A 16,721-nucleotide genomic window follows, 5' to 3' on the forward strand; every position below is an offset into this window, starting at 1 on the left:
GCGTCCCTCCGCAAGATCACCAGGCGTCTTCGAAGGTGAGCGTAACCGCCGGACCCTCCACCATGGGCCGAACGAGAGAAATGCTCGGGCAGGTCGGAGGGTCAGTGGCCCTCGTCGAAGTCCTCGGGCGTGACCTCTTCGAGGAACTCGCGGAACTTCTCCACTTCGTCCTCCTGGGTGTCGGGAAGGACCACGCCGGCCTCGTCCAGCACGGCGTCGGCGCACCAGATCGGGGCCTCGGTGCGCAGGGCGAGCGCGATGGCGTCGGAGGAGCGCGAGGAGACGCGGGTGCGCCCGTCGAGGACGAGCTCGGCGAAGTACACCGTGTCGCGCAGCTCGGTGATCTCCACGGAGGTGAGGGTGGTGTCGAGGGCTTCGAGGACGTCCCGCATGAGGTCGTGGGTGAGCGGGCGCGACAACTGCACGTCCTGCTGCTGGTAGGCGATCGCCGCGGCCTCGACCGTGCCGATCCAGATCGGCAGGTAGCGGTTGCCCTCGGTCTCCTTGAGCAGGACCACCGGTTGGTTGCTCGGGAGTTCCACGCGGACCCCGACTACGGTCATCATCCGCACCGGTTCGCCTCCAACGGGTTGCGTCCACTGCCTGCGGACCCGCCGCGGGAGGTCCCGGGCGGGTCCTTGAAACTCTCGGCCTCGAAGCTCAAATCCTACTCGACGGGGCGCGCTGCGGGCGCTGCCCGACGGTCCTGCTCGTCGTGATGCGCGCGGGGCGCACTCGGGCGGGGACCCGGTCCTCAGGCGGCGGCGGGCTTGGGCCCGGAGATGAACACCAGGCGGAACTTGCCGATCTGGACTTCGTCGCCGTTGCCGAGGCCGGCGGTCTCCACGCGCTCGCGGTTGACATAGGTGCCGTTGAGGCTGCCGACGTCGCGGACGGTGAACCCGGCCGCGTCGCGGTGGAACTCGGCGTGGCGCCGGGAGACGGTCACGTCGTCGAGGAAGATGTCGGAGTCGGGGTGGCGCCCGGAGGTCGTCACTTCTTGGTTGAGCAGAAAGCGCGCGCCGGCGTTCGGTCCGCGGCGGACGATCAGCAGCGCGGTGCCCGCCGGAAGGGAGTCCGCCAAGCGGGCGGAATTGAGTTCCGCGTCGACCTCGCCGCTCTCCTGGAGAGCGGACAGGTTCATCGTGGCCGTCACATCCGGCGGAGGGAACTCGTCATTCGAACGCGTCATGGATTGCCACCTTCTACAAGTCTGGACCCTCTGGTCACTCCGTAAGCTTCGCATACGCTCCGGCGTCGAGCAAAGCGCTGAGCGAGCTTGCATCCTCGACTTCGATGTCGAACATCCAGCCCGCCGCATAGGGGTCGCCGTTCACCAATTCCGGGGATTGCGACAATTCTGGATTGCAAGCAACGATCTTACCGGTCAACGGAGCGTACACGTCGGAGACGCTCTTGGTCGACTCGACTTCGCCGACCACGTCGCCGGCCCGAACCTCGGTGCCCGCCTCCGGAAGCTGGACGTACACGACGTCGCCGAGCGCGCTCTGGGCGAAGTCGGTGATGCCGACGCGGACGACGCGGGCCTGCCCGCGCTCCTCGACCCACTCGTGCTCCGCGGTGTAACGCAGTTGCTCCGGAATCACCTGGCGCTCCCCTCTGAGGAAACCCGCGCGGCGGCGGGTCGGACGCCCATGACGGTATCGCCCGGCGCGGGGCCGTCTGCGGCGGGGCGGCGGGGCGTGACCGACTCCCCGCTCAGGCCAGGGCGCCGGCCTGGGGGCTGCGCTCGCGCAGCAGTCCGGCGGCCTGGCGCAGGTAGACGAGGGCGGCGAGCCAGTACAGGCCCAGGCCCCACCACGCCAGGGCCCAGCCCAGCGGGGCGGCCCACGCCGAGGCGTCCTCGACCAGGCCGGCGATGACGAGCACCGGGAAGGACATGAACACCACGGTCGTGGCGGCCTTGCCGAGGAAGTGCACCTGGGGCGGGGCGAAGCCGTGCCAGCGCAGGACGATCACGATGGAGACCAGGACCGCCTCGCGCACGAGGACGGCGACGGTGAACAGCCACGGCAGCAGTCCGATGAAGGTGAGCACGAGCAGCGAGGAGAGGATGTAGAGCCGGTCGACGAAGGGGTCGAGGAGGCGTCCGAGCTTGGAGACCTGGTTCATGTGGCGGGCCATCTGGCCGTCGACCCAGTCGGTGCCGCCGCCCACGGCGAGGACGAGGGCGGCCTGCCAGTAGTACTCGGTGGCCAGGAGGAGGTAGCAGAACAGGGGGATGCCGAGCAGCCGGATGGCGGTGACCAGGTTGGGCCACGTCCATACGCCCCAGCCGGGCGGCGCTGCTGCTGACTTGCTCAAGTCGGTCCTCTCGGCGGGCTTCGGCGTCGTGCGACGGCCGTCGGCCCTGGGTCGGTCTCCTCTCGCCAGCCGGTGCGGCGGGCGGTCCGTGCGGTGCGTCGATCCGCCGGCGCACGGTGCGGTGCGGTGGGCGGATCGGTCGGTTCGGTGGGTGTACCGCGATTCTAGCCGCAGGGTCCGACGCCTGTGTCGCGGAAATGCGCGGTCGCATCGCGGAGCGTGCGGGCGCGGGGGCGGTTTCGCGAGCTGGGGCCGGGGCCGGTCGCTCCTGTGGGGAGTCGGGCGGTGACGGCGGCGGTGGGAAAACGTGACGGGAAACAACCCGAGCCGGCCCGCGCGGGCCGGCTCGGTGCGTCGTGCGGCGCTCAGGCGGCGGGGGCGCCGGGGATGAACGTCTGCGGGGTCTCCTTGCGGAAGAACGCGTTCGAGGCCGGGACGGCCAGCAGGACGATGACCAGGAGCGAGCCGACGGTCGCCAGGGCGAACAGTCCGTAGTCGACGATGCCCGCCCACGCGGGGTAGGCGCCGAAGACGGCGTCGAACAGGGCCGCGGCGTCGAGGTCCTCGGGGCCGCCGGTGGCCTCGATGCCGGCCTGGAGGAGGTCGGCGGCGAGCAGTTGCGAGAAGGCCAGGAAGCCGCCGCACAGCAGCACCAGCGGCTGCACGATCCAGGTGATGACGCGCGCCGGGCGCTTGCCGGCGCCGTTGAGCAGGGCCAGGACGATCAGGAGGAGGGCGGCGACGACCGGGCCGATGAGCGCGATGCCGCCGAATTCGAAGGTGGTGCCCTCGGGCAGGTCGGACAGGGAGTAGCCCTGGGCGTCGAGTTCGGCTTCGGCGGCGGCCTGGGCGTCGGCGCCGTAGAGCAGGCCGGTGACGGCCTGGGCGATCACGAACACGGCGAGCAGGATCTGGAGCCACACCGCGACCGTCACCGCCCCGGGGCGGGTCTTGGCGGCGGCCGGCTCGGTCGGGGTCTCGGGCGGAATGGACATGGGTGCCTCCGTGCGGGTTCACGGTCGCCCGCAGGAGCGGACGGGCCACGGTGCCTGTTCGCAGACTGGGGGTGTGCTCCTCCCCCAACGCTAGCAAGCATCGAAGACCGTCGCTGGAAGGAACACCGGTCCTCCTTGAGCACGACTGGGCGGGCCCGGGGGCTACTCCTCTCGGGCGAGGCTCCTGCGGCGCACGGCCACCGCCGCGCCCACCAGGCACCCGGCCATCGGGACGACCAGCAGCCACAGGGCCCACGTGGACACCGCGGTCACGAGCAGGCCGCCCAGGAGGATGCCGGTGCCGCCCGGGTCCGAGCGGGTCTGGGCCAGAGCGGCGGCGAACAGGTCCTTCCAGCGGGACCCGGGTTCCCAGAGCGAGGCGGCGCGCAGCAGGACGGTCGCGGCGAGGCCGGCGACGAGGAAGGTGGCCAGGGCGAATCCGGGCCGGTAGGGCACGCCTTCTTGGGCGAGGACGACGAGGTTGAGCCCCAACAGGAGCGCGGCGCCGACCATGGCCAGTCCGACGGGCCAGGAGGTGCGCCAGGCGGCGGCGAAGTCAGACCAGAACCGGCCCCAGGAGGCGCTCTCGCCTTCGGTGTGGGCGGCGAGGTGGCGCGATCCGGCCGCCAGCGCCGCCGGGATGGTGACGATCCCTAGTGCGGCGAGGGCGATCCAGACGCCGGTGAGCAGGCATTCGGCGAAGAGCGCGAACCCTTCGCCGAATGCCCGTCCTCGCGGTGCGCGGGCCACGGTCAGCCCTTGACGCCGGAGGTCGCGATGCCTCTGATGAGGAACTTCTGGAAGACCAGGAAGAACAGTACGACCGGCACCAGCGACAGGAGCGTCATGGCCATCATGCCGCCGTAGTTGGAGACGCCTTCGCTGTTGGAGTAGGACTGGAGCAGCCTCGGGATCGGGAATTTCTCCATGTCGTAAAGGTAGATCAGCGGGCCGAGGAAGTCGTTCCACGACCAGATGAACGTGAAGATCGAGGAGGTGACGACCGCCGGGCGCAGCAGCGGCAGCAGGATCGAGAAGAAGACCCGGAAGTGCCCGGCCCCGTCGAGGGTCGCGGCCTGGTCGAGTTCTCTGGGGATGCCGCGGATGAACTGGATGTAGAGGAACACGAAGAACGAGTCCAGGGCGAGGAACTTGCCGATGACCAGGGGCACGTAGGTGTTGGTCAGTTCCAGTTCGGAGAAGATCAGGTACTGCGGGATGAGCATGACCTGGGAGGGCAGCAGCAGTGTGGCGATGACGATGCCGAGCATGGCGGCGCGGCCGGGGAAGCGGAGGCGTCCCAGGGCGTAGGCGGTCATCGAGCAGGAGATGACGACGCCGATGACCGACAGTCCGGCGATGGCGAAGGAGTTCCAGAAGAACTGCCACAGCGGGATGCCCGCGAGGCCGTCGAAGGCGTTCGCGAAGTGCTCCCAGGTGATGGTCGCCGGCCATAGCGCGGTGTCGGTGATGATGTCGCGGTTGCCTTTGAGTGAGGCGGTGACGACCCACAGCAGCGGGTAGAGCACGACGGCCAGGACCGCGAGCATGGTCACGTGCCACAGGGCGTCCTTGGCGCGGTCGGAGGCGGGCCTGCGGTTGCGGACGAGGGTGCGTCCGCTTTCGGTCTGGACGGTCACTTGTCCTCCCCTGCGTAGAACACGAGCCGTTTGGCCGCGCGGAACATGACGGCGGTGACCAGGCCGACGGCCAGGACCAGCAGCCAGGCGTACGCCGAGGCGTAGCCCATGCGGAAGTCGGTGAACGCCAGCGTGTAGATCCGCACGGTGTAGAACAGGGTCGACCAGGCGGGTGATCCGGATTCGCCGCCGATGATGTAGGCCGAGCCGAAGACCTGGAAGGCGCCGACGGTCTCCATGAGGACGTTGAAGAAGATGACCGGCGAGAGCATCGGCAACGTGATGCGGACGAACTTGTGCCATTTGCCGGCGCCGTCGACGTCGGCGGCCTCATAGAGCTCCTGGGGGACCTGCATGAGGCCGGCGAGGAAGATGACCATCGGCGCGCCGAAGCTCCAGACCGCGAGCAGGACGAGCATGAGGATGGAGACCGAGGGGTTGCCGAGGAAGCCGCCGCCGTCCCATCCGAAGACGCCCATGAACCGGTCCTGGACGCCGCCGTTGGCGAACAGGGCCTTCCAGATGAGGGCGACGCCGACGCTCATGGCGATCAGGGAGGGCATGTAGAAGGCGGCGCGGTAGAAGGACATGCCTCGGCGGCGCTGGGACAGCAGCATGGCCACGGCGAGGGAGGCGACGAGTTTGACCGGGACGGCCAGCACTACGTACAGGAGGGTGACGCGGACGGCGCGGTAGAACATCGGGTCGTTGAAGACGGCCGTGTAGTTGTCCAGGCCGATCCACTCGCCGCCGCGGATGAGGTGGTAGTCGGTGAACGACAGGTACAGCGACCAGGCCATCGGTCCGATGGTCAAGATCGCGGTGCCGATGATCCAGGGGATCATGAAGGCGTAGCCGGCGAGGCGCTCACCTCCGCGGATCGCCGAGGAGCGGCGCTTGGCCGCTCCTCGGGTCGCACGGACCGGTGGCGCTCCGGGTGTACCGCCGGAGCCCGCTCGGGGCTCGGCGGCGGTGGAGGGAGACGCTGACACGGCTGGTTTCCTATCCGTTCCTACTGCTCGGCCGCGAGCAGGGTCTCTGCTTCGGTGAAGAAGGTGTCGGCCGCGTCGGCCGGCGTCATCGTCTCGTAGAGGACCTGCTCGTAGATCTCGCCGAACTTCGCCTCGATCGCTCCGGTCGCCGAGGGCGGCGGGGGCGGGGGCGTGGTCAGGTACTGCTCGACGCTCGCCTCGTAGTCGAGGACCTGCTGGGAGATCTCGTCGACCACGACGTTCTCGCGGCCCACGCTGGTGGCGGGGATGCCGCGGTTGGTGCCGAGGATGGCGATGGCCTCGGGGTCGGTGAGCAGGAAGTCGATGAGCTGGGCGGACTGCTCGGCGTGGTCGGTGGTCGCCGAGATGCACAGCTGCATCGAGGGCTTGAGGTACAGGCCGATGCTGGAGGGGTCGTCGGTCGGCGGCGCCGCGAGGGCGAGCGAGCCGCCGTTCTCGGCGACGGTGGGCGCGTACCAGGCCAGGAAGTTGTCCCAGCCGAGGTCGGCGCCGAGCTGGTCGAGCACGAAGCCGTTCTCGGGCGCCCACTGGGTGGTCACGTCGATCGGCGGGACCGCGCCGTCGGTGTGGAGGCCGGCGTTGCGCGACCACCAGGCGGTGAGTTCGCTCTTGTCGAAGTTGAGCGCGGTGCCGTCCTCGGTGTAGAAGCTGCCGCCCTGCTGGCGCAGCCACAGCTCCATGAAGTGGTACTGGCCGGCGTAGTCGCCGCCGCCCCATTGGCTGCCCGAGCCCAGTTCGGCGGTGACCGAGGCGATGGCCTGGTGGTAGTCGTCCCAGGTGTAGCCGGGTTCGAGTTCGACGCCGGCGGCCTCGTACCAGTCGGAGCGGTAGATCAGGCCGAGGGTGTTCCCGGCGATCGGCACGGCGACCAGCTCGTCGTTGACGTAGCCGGTGTCGAGGAAGCCTTCGATGAACTGGGAGGTGTCGACCAGGCCTTCGAGCGGCAGGAGCATGCCGTTGCTGCCGAACTGGAGCAGCCGCGAGTAGTCCATGTTGAGCACGTCGGGCAGGTCCCTGCCGGCCATGCGGGTGGTCATCGACTCCCAGTAGGTGGGGAAGTCGGAGAAGTTGGTGCGGACCTTGATGCCCTCGTTCTTCTCCTGGAACAGGTCGACCGCCTGCTGGGTGATGTCGGCGCGGGCCTCGTCGCCCCACCATTCGAAGCTGATCTGGATCGGGTCGTCGGCCGTCCCGGCCGGCCCGTCGTCGCCGCACGCGGCGGCGGCGCCGAGCGCCGCGGTGGCCGCGGCGCCGGTGAGCAGGGTCCGGCGCTTGGCGCGGTGGGAATTGTTGATCATCGTCGATCTTCTCCTTCTTGCATGAGGGGTCCCGCCGGTGGCGGGCCGTCAGGATCTATTCAGTTGCTCCGCCGCCCGGTCGGGGCGGCTGCGGAGGGTTCGCGGCGCTGCTCGGCGATTCGCGAGGCAGCGCGTTCCCAGGGGCCTTGGGGCCCTTGGGGCGTGTGTCGTCGGGGTCGGGCCGAGGCGCGGGCGGCTTCGCGGCGGGCCTCGGTGCCGGGGGGTATGAGGCCGAGGGCCTGGGCTTGGATGAGGGCGTTGCCCAGGGCGGTGGCCTCGTCGGGTCCGGCCAGGACGGTCAGGCCGGTCGCGTCGGCCGTCCGCTGGCACAGCAGGGCGTTGTTCGAGCCGCCGCCGACGATGTGGACGGCCTCGATCGGTGTGCCGGTGAGGCCTTGGAGGGAGGCGAGGGCGCGGCGGTGGGCGAGGGCGAGCGAGTCGATGACGCACGCGGTGATCTCGGCCGGGCTCTGGGGCACCGGCTGGCCGGTCTCGGCGCAGTAGTCGCGCAGGCGCTGGGGCATGTCGCCGGGTTCGGTGAAGCGCGGATCGTCGGGGTCGACGACCGAGCGCAGCACGTCGACGTCGGCGGCCGCGGCGAGCAGCGCGGGCAGGTCGGTCTCCAGGCCTTGGCGGCGCCAGGTGTGGATCGACTCGCTCAGCAGCCACAGGCCGGCGACGTTGCGCAGGAACCGGATCCGGCCGTCGGCGCCGCGCTCGTTGGTGAACCCGGCTTCGAGGGCCTCGGGCCCGGTAATGGCGTCGGCGCGTTCGACGCCGACGAGCGACCAGGTGCCGCAGGAGATGTAGGCGGCGTCGTCGCTCTCGTAGGGGACGGCGGCGACGGCGGCGGCCGTGTCGTGGCTGGCGGTGGCGACCACCTTGGTTCCGCCGACGAGGCCGGTGGCTTCGGCGACGTCGGGGAGCAGGCCGCCGAGGACCGTCCCGGTGGGGGTGATCGCGCCGAGCAGGGCGGGGTCGAATCCGGCCGCGGCGCACAGTTCGGTGCGCCAGGTACCGGTGGCGAGGTCGACCAGGCCGGTTGTGGAGGCGTTGGTCGCCTCGCATGAGGTCTGGCCGCCGAGCCAGTAGGAGAGCAGGTCGGGGACGAGCAGGAGCCGGTCGGCCGCGGCCAGGGCGGCGGGCGATTCGGCCGCGAGCTGGAAGAGGGTGTTGAACGGCTGCGGCTGGATGCCGGTGCGCGCGAACACTTCCTGCGCGTCGATGCGGGCCAGGAGGGCGTCGCGGGCGGGGGCGTTCCTGGCGTCGCGGTAGCAGACGGGGTTGGCGATCAGGTGGCCTTCGGGGTCGAGGAGGCCGTAGTCGACCGCCCAGGCGTCGACGGCGACCGATTCGGCCTCGCCGCCGAGGGTGCGCAGGCCTTCGAGCAGGCCCGACCACAGGCCGAGGATCTCCCAGTAGAGGCGGCCGCGCACGGCCACGGCCCGGTTGGGGAACCGCGCGGCCTCGGTGAGGTCGATCCGGTTGCCTTCGACGCGGGCGGCCATGACGCGCCCTGAGGACGCGCCGAGGTCGACTGCCGCCAGGACGCTCATCGCAGGAATCCTTGCGGGTTGCCCGAGTCGACGGGCAGGTGGACGCCGGTGGTCAGGCCGAGGTCGGGGCCGACGAGGGCGTAGACGGCGTCGGCGACCGAGGAGGGCAGCACCTCTTTCTTGAGCAGGGTCCGCCCGGCGTAGTACTTGCCGAGTTCGGATTCGTCCACGCCGTAGACGGCGGCTCGCTCGGCACCCCAGCCGCCGGCGAAGATCCCCGAGCCGCGCACGACCCCGTCGGGGTTGACGCCGTTGACGCGGATGCCCCACTCCCCCAGTTCGGCCGCGAGGAGGCGCACCTGGTGGGCCTGGTCGGCCTTGGCCGCGGAGTAGGCGATGTTCTTGGGGCCGGCGAAGACGGCGTTCTTGGAGGCGATGTAGACGATGTCGCCGCCGACGCGCTGGGCGATCATGATCTTGGCGGCCTCGCGGGAGACGAGGAAGGAGCCTTTGGCCATGACGTCGTGCTGGAGGTCCCAGTCGGCGGCGGTGGTCTCGACCAGCGGTTTGGACAGCGACAGGCCGGCGTTGTTGACCACCAGGTCGACCCCGCCGAAGGCGAGGGCGGCGGCCTGGAGGGCGGCGGCGACGGCGTGCTCGTCGGTCACGTCCACGGCGACGCCGACGGCGGTGTCGGTCCCGCCGATGTCGGCGGCCGCCGCTGCCGCTTTGGCCTGGTCGAGGTCGGCGATGACGACGCAGGCGCCTTCGGCGGCCAGGCGCCGGGCGGTGGCCTTGCCGATGCCGCCGGCCGCGCCGGTCACGAACGCGACCCTGCCGGCGAGGGGCTTGGGCGCGGGCTGGCGCTTGAGTTTGGCCTCTTCGAGGTCCCAGTACTCGATGCGGAACTTCTCGGACTCGTCGATGGGCCGGTAGGTCGAGATCGCCTCTGCGCCGCGCATGACGTTGATCGCGTTGACGTAGAACTCCCCGGCCACGCGCGCGGTCTTCTTGTCGGGCCCGAAGGAGAACATGCCTACGCCGGGGACGAGGACGATCGCGGGGTCGGCGCCGCGCATCGCGGGGCTGTCGGCAGACGCATACCGCTCATAGTAGTCCTTATAGGACTCACGGTAGGCCTCGTGGCGTTCCTTGAGGCGGGCGATGACCTCCTCCAGCGGCGCGTCGGCGTCCGTGTCGAGCACGAGCGGGCGGACCTTGGTGCGCAGGAAGTGGTCGGGGCAGGAGGTGCCCAGGGCCGCGAGGTCGGCCAGGCGCTCGGAGGCGAGGAAGTCGAGGACGACCGCCTCGTCGGTGAAGTGCCCGACCTGGCGCCGGTCGGTCGAGGCCAGGCCTCGGATCACCGGGGCGAGCGCGGCGGCCCTGGAGCGGCGCTCGGCCGCCGCGAGCGGCTCACGGGAGGCCACGCGGGCCCCGAAGGGCTCCGGCGCGCCGTGCTCGGCGATGTACGCCTCGCAGCCGCGGATGATCGCAAGCGAGTTCGCCTCGCACTCCTCGGAGGTCTGACCCCACGCGGTGATGCCGTGCCCGCCGAGGATGCACCCGATGGCCTGCGGATTCGCCTCCTTGATGGCGGCGATGTCGAGACCGAGCTGGAAACCGGGACGGCGCCAGTCGACCCAGGCGACCCGGTCGCCGAAGCACGCCTTCGTCAGCGCCGGGCCGTCGGCGGCCGTGGCGAACGCGATCCCCGAATCGGGGTGCAGGTGGTCGACGTGTGCGGCCTCGACCAGGCCGTGCATGGCCGTGTCGATGCTCGGCGCGGCCCCGCCGCGCCCGTGCAGGCAGTAGTCGAACCCGTCGACCATGAAGTCTTCGAGCTCTTCTCCGAGGTAGTTGTCCGCCAGGGACCGAATCCGGTCCATGCGCAAAACCGCGAGCCCGTCGTATGTGAGCGTGCCGAGGTCCCCACCGGAACCCTTCACCCACAAGACCTCGGCGAAGCCACCGGTGACCGGGTCGTGGGCCTGCCCCTTAGCCGAGGTGTTGCCCCCGGCGAAGTTCGTGTTGCGCTTGTCGGAGCCGAGGCGGTTAGACCGCTCGATCAGCAACTGCAACTCCTTGCTACGACCCATTGCTACGCTCCCCATCCGGCCTGGGCGCCGCCCACGCGCTCGCTCGTGATCCGCTCGGCATAACCCGAGGCAGCGTACGCGCGCATCGGATCGGCGGCCAGTCCCTGCTCCTCGCGAAGCTCCGCCAAAAGCGGGCGCACGTCGGTGTTGTAGGCGTCCATGAGCACCGCGTTGGCCTCCAGCACGTCGCCGGCGGCCTGCGCCTTGGCGAGCGCTTCGGCGTCGACCAGCAGCGCCTTCGCCGTGGCCTCCTGGACGTTCATGACCGAGCGGATCTGCCCGGGGATCTTCGCTTCGATGTTGTGGCACTGGTCGAGCATGTACGCGATCCCCGAATCGGGGCCCACGACCTCCTGGGAGACCAGTTCGTGCATGATGCGGAACAGCTGGAACGGGTCGGCCGAGCCGACCATGAGGTCGTCGTCGGCGTAGAACCGGGAGTTGAAGTCGAAGCCGCCGAGCTTGCCCTCGCGCAGCAGGATCGCGACGATGAACTCGATGTTGGTGCCCGGGGCGTGGTGGCCGGTGTCGATGACGACCTGGGCCTTGGGACCGAGTTTGAGGCAGTGCGCGTACGCCGTCCCCCAGTCGGGGACGTCGGTGGTGTAGAACGAGGGCTCGAACAGCTTGTACTCCAGCAGCAGGCGCTGGCCCTCGCCGAGGCGTTCGTAGACTTCGGCGAGGACTTCGACCAGGCGGGCCTGGCGGCCGGCGATGGTGTCCTGGCCGGGGTAGTTGGTGCCGTCGGCGAACCAGAGTTTGAGGTCGGACGATCCGGTGGCGTCCATGATGTCGACGCATTCGAGCAGGTGCGCGGTGGCCTTGCGGCGGACCTTCGGGTCGGGGTGACACACCGAGCCGAGCATGTAGTCGTCGTCTTGGAAGGTGTTGGAGTTGATGGTGCCGATGCGCACGCCCTCGTTCGCGGCGTGGGCGGCGAGGGCGCCGTAGTCCTCGACCTTGTCCCAGGGGATGTGGAGCGCGACCGATCCGGCGGCGCCGGTGTACGCGTTGACCTGGGCGGCGTCGGCGATCTTCTCGAAGGGGTCGCGGGGGACGCCCTCTTGGGTGAAGACCTTGAAGCGGGTGCCGGAGTTGCCGAAGGCCCAGGAGGGCAGTTCGATGTTCTGGGCGGCCAGTACCGTCTTGGCGCGGGTGATGGGGTCACTCATTGCCGGCTCCTTCGCCCGCGGCGGCCGCGAGTTGGGTTTCGAGGTTGAAGACTTCGGAGAGGACGTTGAACGAGTCGTCGGCTTTGGCGTCGCCTTCGAAGAACGGGGCCATGTCCGCCTGCCAGCGGGTGTTGACCTCGGTGGCGGCCATGGCCGCCTGGGCGGCGGCGAAGTCCTCGGTCTCCAGGTAGCCGACGAGGAGGCCGCTGGGGTCGAGGAACAGCGAGTAGTTCGTCCAGCCGGCTTCGGCGAGGGCCCGGAGCATGTCGGGCCACACGGCGGCGTGGCGCTCGCGGTACTCGGCCAGGCGATCGGGCCTGACCCGGAGGGTGAAGCACACACGTTGTGTCACGGGGGTTCCTCTCCTAGAGGACGGGGCCGGCGGGTTACCGCCACATTATTGAATCGTTTCATGAGGGGGTGTCGATAAGTTAGAACGCCGAGGCCAGGCTTGTCAAGGCACGACCGGGAAGTAATTCGAACACGGTTCGGTATATGCTCCTCACGCTCGGCGTACGTTGTTGAACCGTTTCAAAAGATCGGTGCGGTGATGGACGTCGATCCGGCCGCGAGGGACCATGGTTTGCAGTGTCGCGTCCCCGGCCGCGCACCGGACCCCCGATAGACTCCTTGAGGTGACCATGGCCACAACCAGCATGAAGGACGTCGCGCGGGCCGCGGGCGTGTCGGTCGGCACGGTCTCCAATGTGCTCAACCGGCCCGAGGCCGTGGCCGAGGAGACGCGCACGCGGGTCCTGGCCGCGATCGGCGAGCTCGGGTACGTCCGCAACGACTCGGCCCGCCAGTTGCGGGCCGGGCGCAGCCGCACGGTCGCGGTGGTCGTGCTCGACGTGGCCAACCCGTTCTTCACCGACGTGGTGCGCGGGGCCGAGCCGCTCATCGAGTCGGCCGGCGGCGTGGTCACCGTCTGCGACTCCGGCGAGGACGTGCGCCGCGAAAGGCGCCACCTGGAGATCCTCGAGGAGCAGCGGGTCCTGGGTCTGCTCATCACGCCGGTGGACGATTCGTCGGCCTCGTGGATCGAGCGGCTCTCGGGCCACGACATCCCCCTGGTCCTGGTCGACCGGGGGGCCGGGCGCCACCCGCACTGCTCGGTGGCCGTCGACGACGTGCACGGCGGGCGCCTGGCGGCCGGGCACCTGGTCGAAGCCGGGCACGAGCGGATCGCCTTCATCGGCGGACCGACCTCGATCCCGCAGGTCGCCGATCGCCTGGCCGGGTGCCGCCAGGTCTGCGAGGAGTCGGGCACGCACCTGGAGGTCTACACCACCGCGGGGCTCAATTTCGCGGCCGGGAGGGAGGCGGTCGAGCAGATGCTCGGGCGCGAGGACCGGCCCACGGCGCTGTTCTGCGCGAACGACCTGGTCGCGCTGGGGGCGTTGCAGGCGTTGACGATGCACGGGGTGAAGGTCCCCCACGAGTGCGCGATCGTCGGCTACGACGACATCGATTTCGCCGCCGCGGCGGCGGTGCCGCTGTCGTCGGTGCGCCAGCCGCGCTCGCAGCTCGGCCGCACGGCCGCGCAGCTGCTGTTCGACGAGATCGCCGAGGGCGAGGGCCACACGCACCGCAATGTGGTCTTCCAGCCCGAGCTCATCGCCCGCGCCTCGACCAGTGTCGATGCGTCCTAGCCCTGCCGCGTAGTTCCGCCACCGTGTGGCCCACCGTGTGGCCCACAGTGTATGTAACGGTAAAGTCCCCTGGTTGCGGGAGTGGCGGCGTCTGATAGCGTCGCGGGCACCGACCCGCGAGGGTCGCCGGCGAGCGACAGAGACCAACCCTTCCGGGAGGCGATCATGGCCGAACACCACCGCGCGCGCATTGACTTCGATCCGCGCTTCACCGTCGCCGAGGTGCCCGAGCGGCTGTTCGGGTCGTTCGTGGAGCACCTCGGCCGGTGCGTCTACACCGGCATCTACGAGCCGGACCATCCGCGGGCGAACGCCGACGGGCTGCGCCAGGACGTCCTGGACCTCATCGGCGAGCTGGGGCCGACGATGATCCGCTACCCGGGCGGGAACTTCGTCTCCGGCTACCGCTGGGAGGACGGCGTCGGCCCCAAGGCCGACCGGCCCCGGCGCCTGGACCTGGCCTGGGGGGTCACCGAGACCAACCAGTTCGGGCTCGGCGAGTTCATGAAGTTCTGCCGCACCGTCGGCGTCGAGCCGAACATGGCCGTCAACCTCGGCACCCGCGGCCTCCAGGAGGCCCTGGACCTCCTCGAATACGCCAACCACCCCTCCGGCACGTACTGGTCGGACCTGCGCCGCTCCCACGGCGACGAGGAGCCGTACGGCATCAAGCTGTGGTGCCTGGGCAACGAGATGGACGGGCCCTGGCAGATCGGCCAGCGCACCGCCGCCGAGTACGGGCGCGTCGCCGACCAGACCGGCCGGGCGATGCGCATGATCGACCCCGGCCTCGACCTGGTCGCGTGCGGCTCGTCCTCACGGGCGATGCCGACCTTCGGCGCCTGGGAGGCCGAGGTGCTCGCCCAGTCGTACGAGTCGGTCGACTACATCTCGGCGCACGCCTACTACCAGCCCCAGGGCGGGGACGTCGCGAGTTTCATGGCCAGCGCCGAGGACATGGAGCTGTTCATCGACGGCGTCATCGCCACCGCCGACGCGGTCGGCGCGAAGCTCAAGAGCGACAAGAAGATCGACATCGCCTTCGACGAGTGGAACGTGTGGTACCAGGACGCGTGGGCGGCCGGGGAGACCGATGAGCGGCCCGAGCCGTGGGCGGTGGCCCCGCGCCAGCTCGAGGACGCCTACTCGGCGATGGACGCGGTCGTGTTCGGGTCGCTGTTGATCACGCTGCTGCGCCGCTGCGACCGCGTGACCGCCGCGTGCCTGGCGCAGCTGGTGAACGTGATCGCGCCGATCATGACCGAGCCGGGCGGGCCGGCCTGGCGCCAGACGACGTTCTTCCCCTTCGCCGAGGCCTCCAAGTGGGGACGGGGCACGGTCTTGGAGGTGAGCGCCGAGGCGCCGACGTTCACGACCGCGAAGTTCGGCGAGGTCGCCGCGCTCCACTCGGTGGCGGTGGCGAACGAGGACGGCTCGGTGACCGTCTTCGCCGTCAACCGCGACCTCGACCACCCGCTGACGGTCGAGATCGACGCGTCCTCGCTGCCGAGCCTCGGGCAGGTGACCTGCTCGACGCTGACCGACGCCGATCCGGACGCGAAGAACACCCTCCAGGACCAGGAAAGGGTCGCCCCGGCCGCGAACGCGACCGTCGCCGTCGACGGCGGGCGCATCAGCGTCGAACTGCCGGCGATGAGCTGGAACACCCTCCGCATCACGCCTTGAGACACGGTGAAGGGCGGCACCCGAACGGGTGCCGCCCTTTGTTGTTAGGCCCCGTGTCGTCAGGGGCGTTGTCGTTAGGCGCGGCGGGTGCGGACGGCGGCGGCCAGGTCGCCCAGCAGCCGCTCGGTCTCGTCCCAGCCGACGCACGCGTCGGTCACCGACTGCCCGTACACGAGGGTCTCGAGCGGTCCGGGCTCTTGACGGCCCGGCTCGATGAAACTCTCGATCATCAGCCCGGCGATCCCGCTCTCGCCCGCGGCCAGACGCCGGGCGATCTCACCGACGACCTCGGCCTGGCGCACATGGTCCTTGCCGCTGTTGGCGTGGCTCGCGTCCACCACGAGCCGTTCGGCCCGCCCGTGCTTGGCCAGCAGCGCCAGAGCGTCGCGCACGTCGCCGGTGCTGTAGTTGGGGCCCGAGCGGCCCCCGCGCAAGATCACGTGGCAGTCGGGGTTGCCGCTGGTGGACACGATCGAGGCGCGCCCGTCCTCGTCGACGCCGAAGAACACGTGGTCCCCGGCCGCGGCCCGGCACCCGTCGATCGCCGAGGCCACGTCCCCGTCGGTGGTGTTCTTGAACCCCACCGGCATCGACAGCCCCGAAGCGAGCTGGCGATGCACCTGGCTCTCGGTCGTGCGCGCCCCGATCGCACCCCACGAGACCGCGTCGGCGATGTGATGCGGACTCAAAGGTTCCAGGAATTCGCAGCCGACCGGCAGCCCGGCGTCGAGCACGTCGAGCAGGACCCCGCGCGCCAACCGCAGACCCGCCTCGACATCGTGCGTCCCGTTCAGATGCGGGTCGTTGATCAAGCCCTTCCAACCCAAAGTGGTGCGGGGCTTCTCGAAGTACACGCGCATGACGATGCACAAATCGGCGGCGAGCGGGGCCGCGGCAGCGGCCAGGCGCCGCGCGTAGTCCCGCGCCGCGGCCGCGTCATGGACCGAGCAGGGCCCGACGACGACCAGGAGCCGGTCGTCCTCGCCGGCGAGGACCCGCTGGACCTCGCGGCGGCTGCGTTCGACCAGCGCGGCCCGCTCGGCGCCCAGCGGCAGCGCCTCCCGCAGCGCCGCCGGGGCGATGAGCGGCTGGAAGCCCGAGACGCGCAGGTCGGAAGTCTGCGGGGCAATATGGTGGTCGGCAGTCGAGGTCATCGCGATCCCATCTCTAGCGAAGGCGGGTCGGCGTCCACTCGTGCCTCCGGAACCGGCCCGCCGCAACGGCGAAAGCCAGAGACATCCGTCTCTGGCTCGGTGGCTCCGGGTGTACGTCGAGTCAGCGCAGGCGACCGGCGGCCCCACCCGGAGCCGACGTAAAGCGCTGATAGCGACGTGCCGTGAACATGCGC

At 70.2% G+C, this 16,721-nt stretch carries 16 protein-coding genes; 2 read left to right on the forward strand and 14 right to left on the reverse strand.

Annotated elements, in window-relative coordinates:
• Positions 1-101: 101 nt before the first annotated feature.
• The 13 genes from IF12_RS0106960 to IF12_RS0107020 all read right to left on the reverse strand — a co-directional run bounded on the left by IF12_RS0106960 (position 102) and on the right by IF12_RS0107020 (position 12,387).
• On the reverse strand, positions 102-572 hold the full coding sequence (locus tag IF12_RS0106960) for a bifunctional nuclease family protein (protein WP_030156150.1): 471 nt from the start codon (positions 570-572) through the stop codon (positions 102-104).
• Between the two features lie 182 nt (positions 573-754).
• The gene (locus IF12_RS0106965; RefSeq protein WP_030156152.1) at positions 755-1,192 is read right to left on the reverse strand and encodes an FHA domain-containing protein; all 438 of its coding nucleotides are present in this window, start codon (positions 1,190-1,192) and stop codon (positions 755-757) included.
• A 34-nt stretch (positions 1,193-1,226) separates the two neighbouring features.
• The gene (gene gcvH, locus IF12_RS0106970) at positions 1,227-1,607 is read right to left on the reverse strand and encodes a glycine cleavage system protein GcvH (RefSeq protein WP_030156154.1); all 381 of its coding nucleotides are present in this window, start codon (positions 1,605-1,607) and stop codon (positions 1,227-1,229) included.
• A 112-nt stretch (positions 1,608-1,719) separates the two neighbouring features.
• A complete protein-coding gene (locus IF12_RS0106975) occupies positions 1,720-2,325 on the reverse strand; it encodes a CDP-alcohol phosphatidyltransferase family protein (RefSeq protein ID WP_030156157.1) in 606 nt (201 codons plus the stop codon).
• Between the two features lie 365 nt (positions 2,326-2,690).
• Entirely contained in the window at positions 2,691-3,320 is a 630-nt protein-coding gene (locus IF12_RS0106980; RefSeq protein ID WP_030156164.1) for a hypothetical protein, read from the reverse strand.
• Positions 3,321-3,482: 162 nt separating this feature from the next.
• Positions 3,483-4,070: a hypothetical protein gene (locus IF12_RS0106985; RefSeq protein WP_035748588.1), complete on the reverse strand. Its 588-nt coding sequence runs from the start codon at positions 4,068-4,070 to the stop codon at positions 3,483-3,485.
• Positions 4,071-4,072: 2 nt separating this feature from the next.
• Positions 4,073-4,960: a carbohydrate ABC transporter permease gene (locus IF12_RS0106990; protein WP_030156169.1), complete on the reverse strand. Its 888-nt coding sequence runs from the start codon at positions 4,958-4,960 to the stop codon at positions 4,073-4,075.
• Positions 4,957-5,952: a carbohydrate ABC transporter permease gene (locus IF12_RS0106995; protein WP_051704067.1), complete on the reverse strand. Its 996-nt coding sequence runs from the start codon at positions 5,950-5,952 to the stop codon at positions 4,957-4,959. Before IF12_RS0106995 ends, IF12_RS0106990 begins: the two co-directional genes overlap by 4 nt.
• 20 nt (positions 5,953-5,972) lie before the next feature.
• The gene (locus IF12_RS0107000) at positions 5,973-7,271 is read right to left on the reverse strand and encodes an extracellular solute-binding protein (protein ID WP_030156174.1); all 1,299 of its coding nucleotides are present in this window, start codon (positions 7,269-7,271) and stop codon (positions 5,973-5,975) included.
• A gap of 59 nt (positions 7,272-7,330) precedes the next feature.
• Positions 7,331-8,827, reverse strand: coding sequence for a rhamnulokinase family protein (locus IF12_RS0107005; RefSeq protein WP_051704068.1), 1,497 nt, complete (start codon positions 8,825-8,827; stop codon positions 7,331-7,333).
• Positions 8,824-10,863 carry a bifunctional rhamnulose-1-phosphate aldolase/short-chain dehydrogenase gene (locus IF12_RS0107010; RefSeq protein ID WP_030156179.1) on the reverse strand — a complete coding sequence of 680 codons (2,040 nt, stop codon included), beginning with the start codon at positions 10,861-10,863 and terminating at the stop codon, positions 8,824-8,826. Before IF12_RS0107010 ends, IF12_RS0107005 begins: the two co-directional genes overlap by 4 nt.
• Positions 10,864-10,865: 2 nt before the next feature.
• Positions 10,866-12,035 carry an L-rhamnose isomerase gene (rhaI, locus tag IF12_RS0107015; RefSeq protein ID WP_051704069.1) on the reverse strand — a complete coding sequence of 390 codons (1,170 nt, stop codon included), beginning with the start codon at positions 12,033-12,035 and terminating at the stop codon, positions 10,866-10,868.
• Positions 12,028-12,387, reverse strand: a complete 360-nt coding sequence (locus IF12_RS0107020) for an L-rhamnose mutarotase (RefSeq protein WP_030156184.1) — start codon at positions 12,385-12,387, stop codon at positions 12,028-12,030. Before IF12_RS0107020 ends, rhaI begins: the two co-directional genes overlap by 8 nt.
• 289 nt (positions 12,388-12,676) lie before the next feature.
• On the opposite strand from IF12_RS0107020, the gene IF12_RS0107025 reads away from it, so the two are divergent.
• Both IF12_RS0107025 and IF12_RS0107030 read left to right on the forward strand, forming a co-directional pair.
• Positions 12,677-13,687 carry a LacI family DNA-binding transcriptional regulator gene (locus IF12_RS0107025; RefSeq protein WP_030156187.1) on the forward strand — a complete coding sequence of 337 codons (1,011 nt, stop codon included), beginning with the start codon at positions 12,677-12,679 and terminating at the stop codon, positions 13,685-13,687.
• A 165-nt stretch (positions 13,688-13,852) separates the two neighbouring features.
• Positions 13,853-15,373: an alpha-N-arabinofuranosidase gene (locus IF12_RS0107030; protein ID WP_030156190.1), complete on the forward strand. Its 1,521-nt coding sequence runs from the start codon at positions 13,853-13,855 to the stop codon at positions 15,371-15,373.
• A 74-nt stretch (positions 15,374-15,447) separates the two neighbouring features.
• Here the strand turns inward: IF12_RS0107030 and IF12_RS0107035 are convergent, their stop codons facing one another.
• A complete protein-coding gene (locus tag IF12_RS0107035; RefSeq protein ID WP_030156192.1) occupies positions 15,448-16,527 on the reverse strand; it encodes a 3-deoxy-7-phosphoheptulonate synthase in 1,080 nt (359 codons plus the stop codon).
• Positions 16,528-16,721: the final 194 nt, after the last annotated feature.

It is taken from the genome of Glycomyces sp. NRRL B-16210, assembly GCF_000719515.1.
Taxonomy (GTDB): Bacteria; Actinomycetota; Actinomycetes; order Mycobacteriales; family Micromonosporaceae; genus Glycomyces.

Bases quoted from the DNA above. Each gene is read 5' to 3' on its own strand.
- IF12_RS0107035 (WP_030156192.1), bottom strand. From the start codon at position 16,527: ATGACCTCGACTGCCGACCACCATATTGCCCCGCAGACTTCCGACCTG.
- IF12_RS0107025 (WP_030156187.1), top strand. From the start codon at position 12,677: ATGGCCACAACCAGCATGAAGGACGTCGCGCGGGCCGCGGGCGTGTCG.
- IF12_RS0106965 (WP_030156152.1), bottom strand. From the start codon at position 1,192: ATGACGCGTTCGAATGACGAGTTCCCTCCGCCGGATGTGACGGCCACG.
- rhaI (WP_051704069.1), bottom strand. From the start codon at position 12,035: ATGAGTGACCCCATCACCCGCGCCAAGACGGTACTGGCCGCCCAGAAC.
- IF12_RS0107005 (WP_051704068.1), bottom strand. From the start codon at position 8,827: ATGAGCGTCCTGGCGGCAGTCGACCTCGGCGCGTCCTCAGGGCGCGTC.
- IF12_RS0107010 (WP_030156179.1), bottom strand. From the start codon at position 10,863: ATGGGTCGTAGCAAGGAGTTGCAGTTGCTGATCGAGCGGTCTAACCGC.
- IF12_RS0107030 (WP_030156190.1), top strand. From the start codon at position 13,853: ATGGCCGAACACCACCGCGCGCGCATTGACTTCGATCCGCGCTTCACC.
- IF12_RS0106980 (WP_030156164.1), bottom strand. From the start codon at position 3,320: ATGTCCATTCCGCCCGAGACCCCGACCGAGCCGGCCGCCGCCAAGACC.
- IF12_RS0107000 (WP_030156174.1), bottom strand. From the start codon at position 7,271: ATGATCAACAATTCCCACCGCGCCAAGCGCCGGACCCTGCTCACCGGC.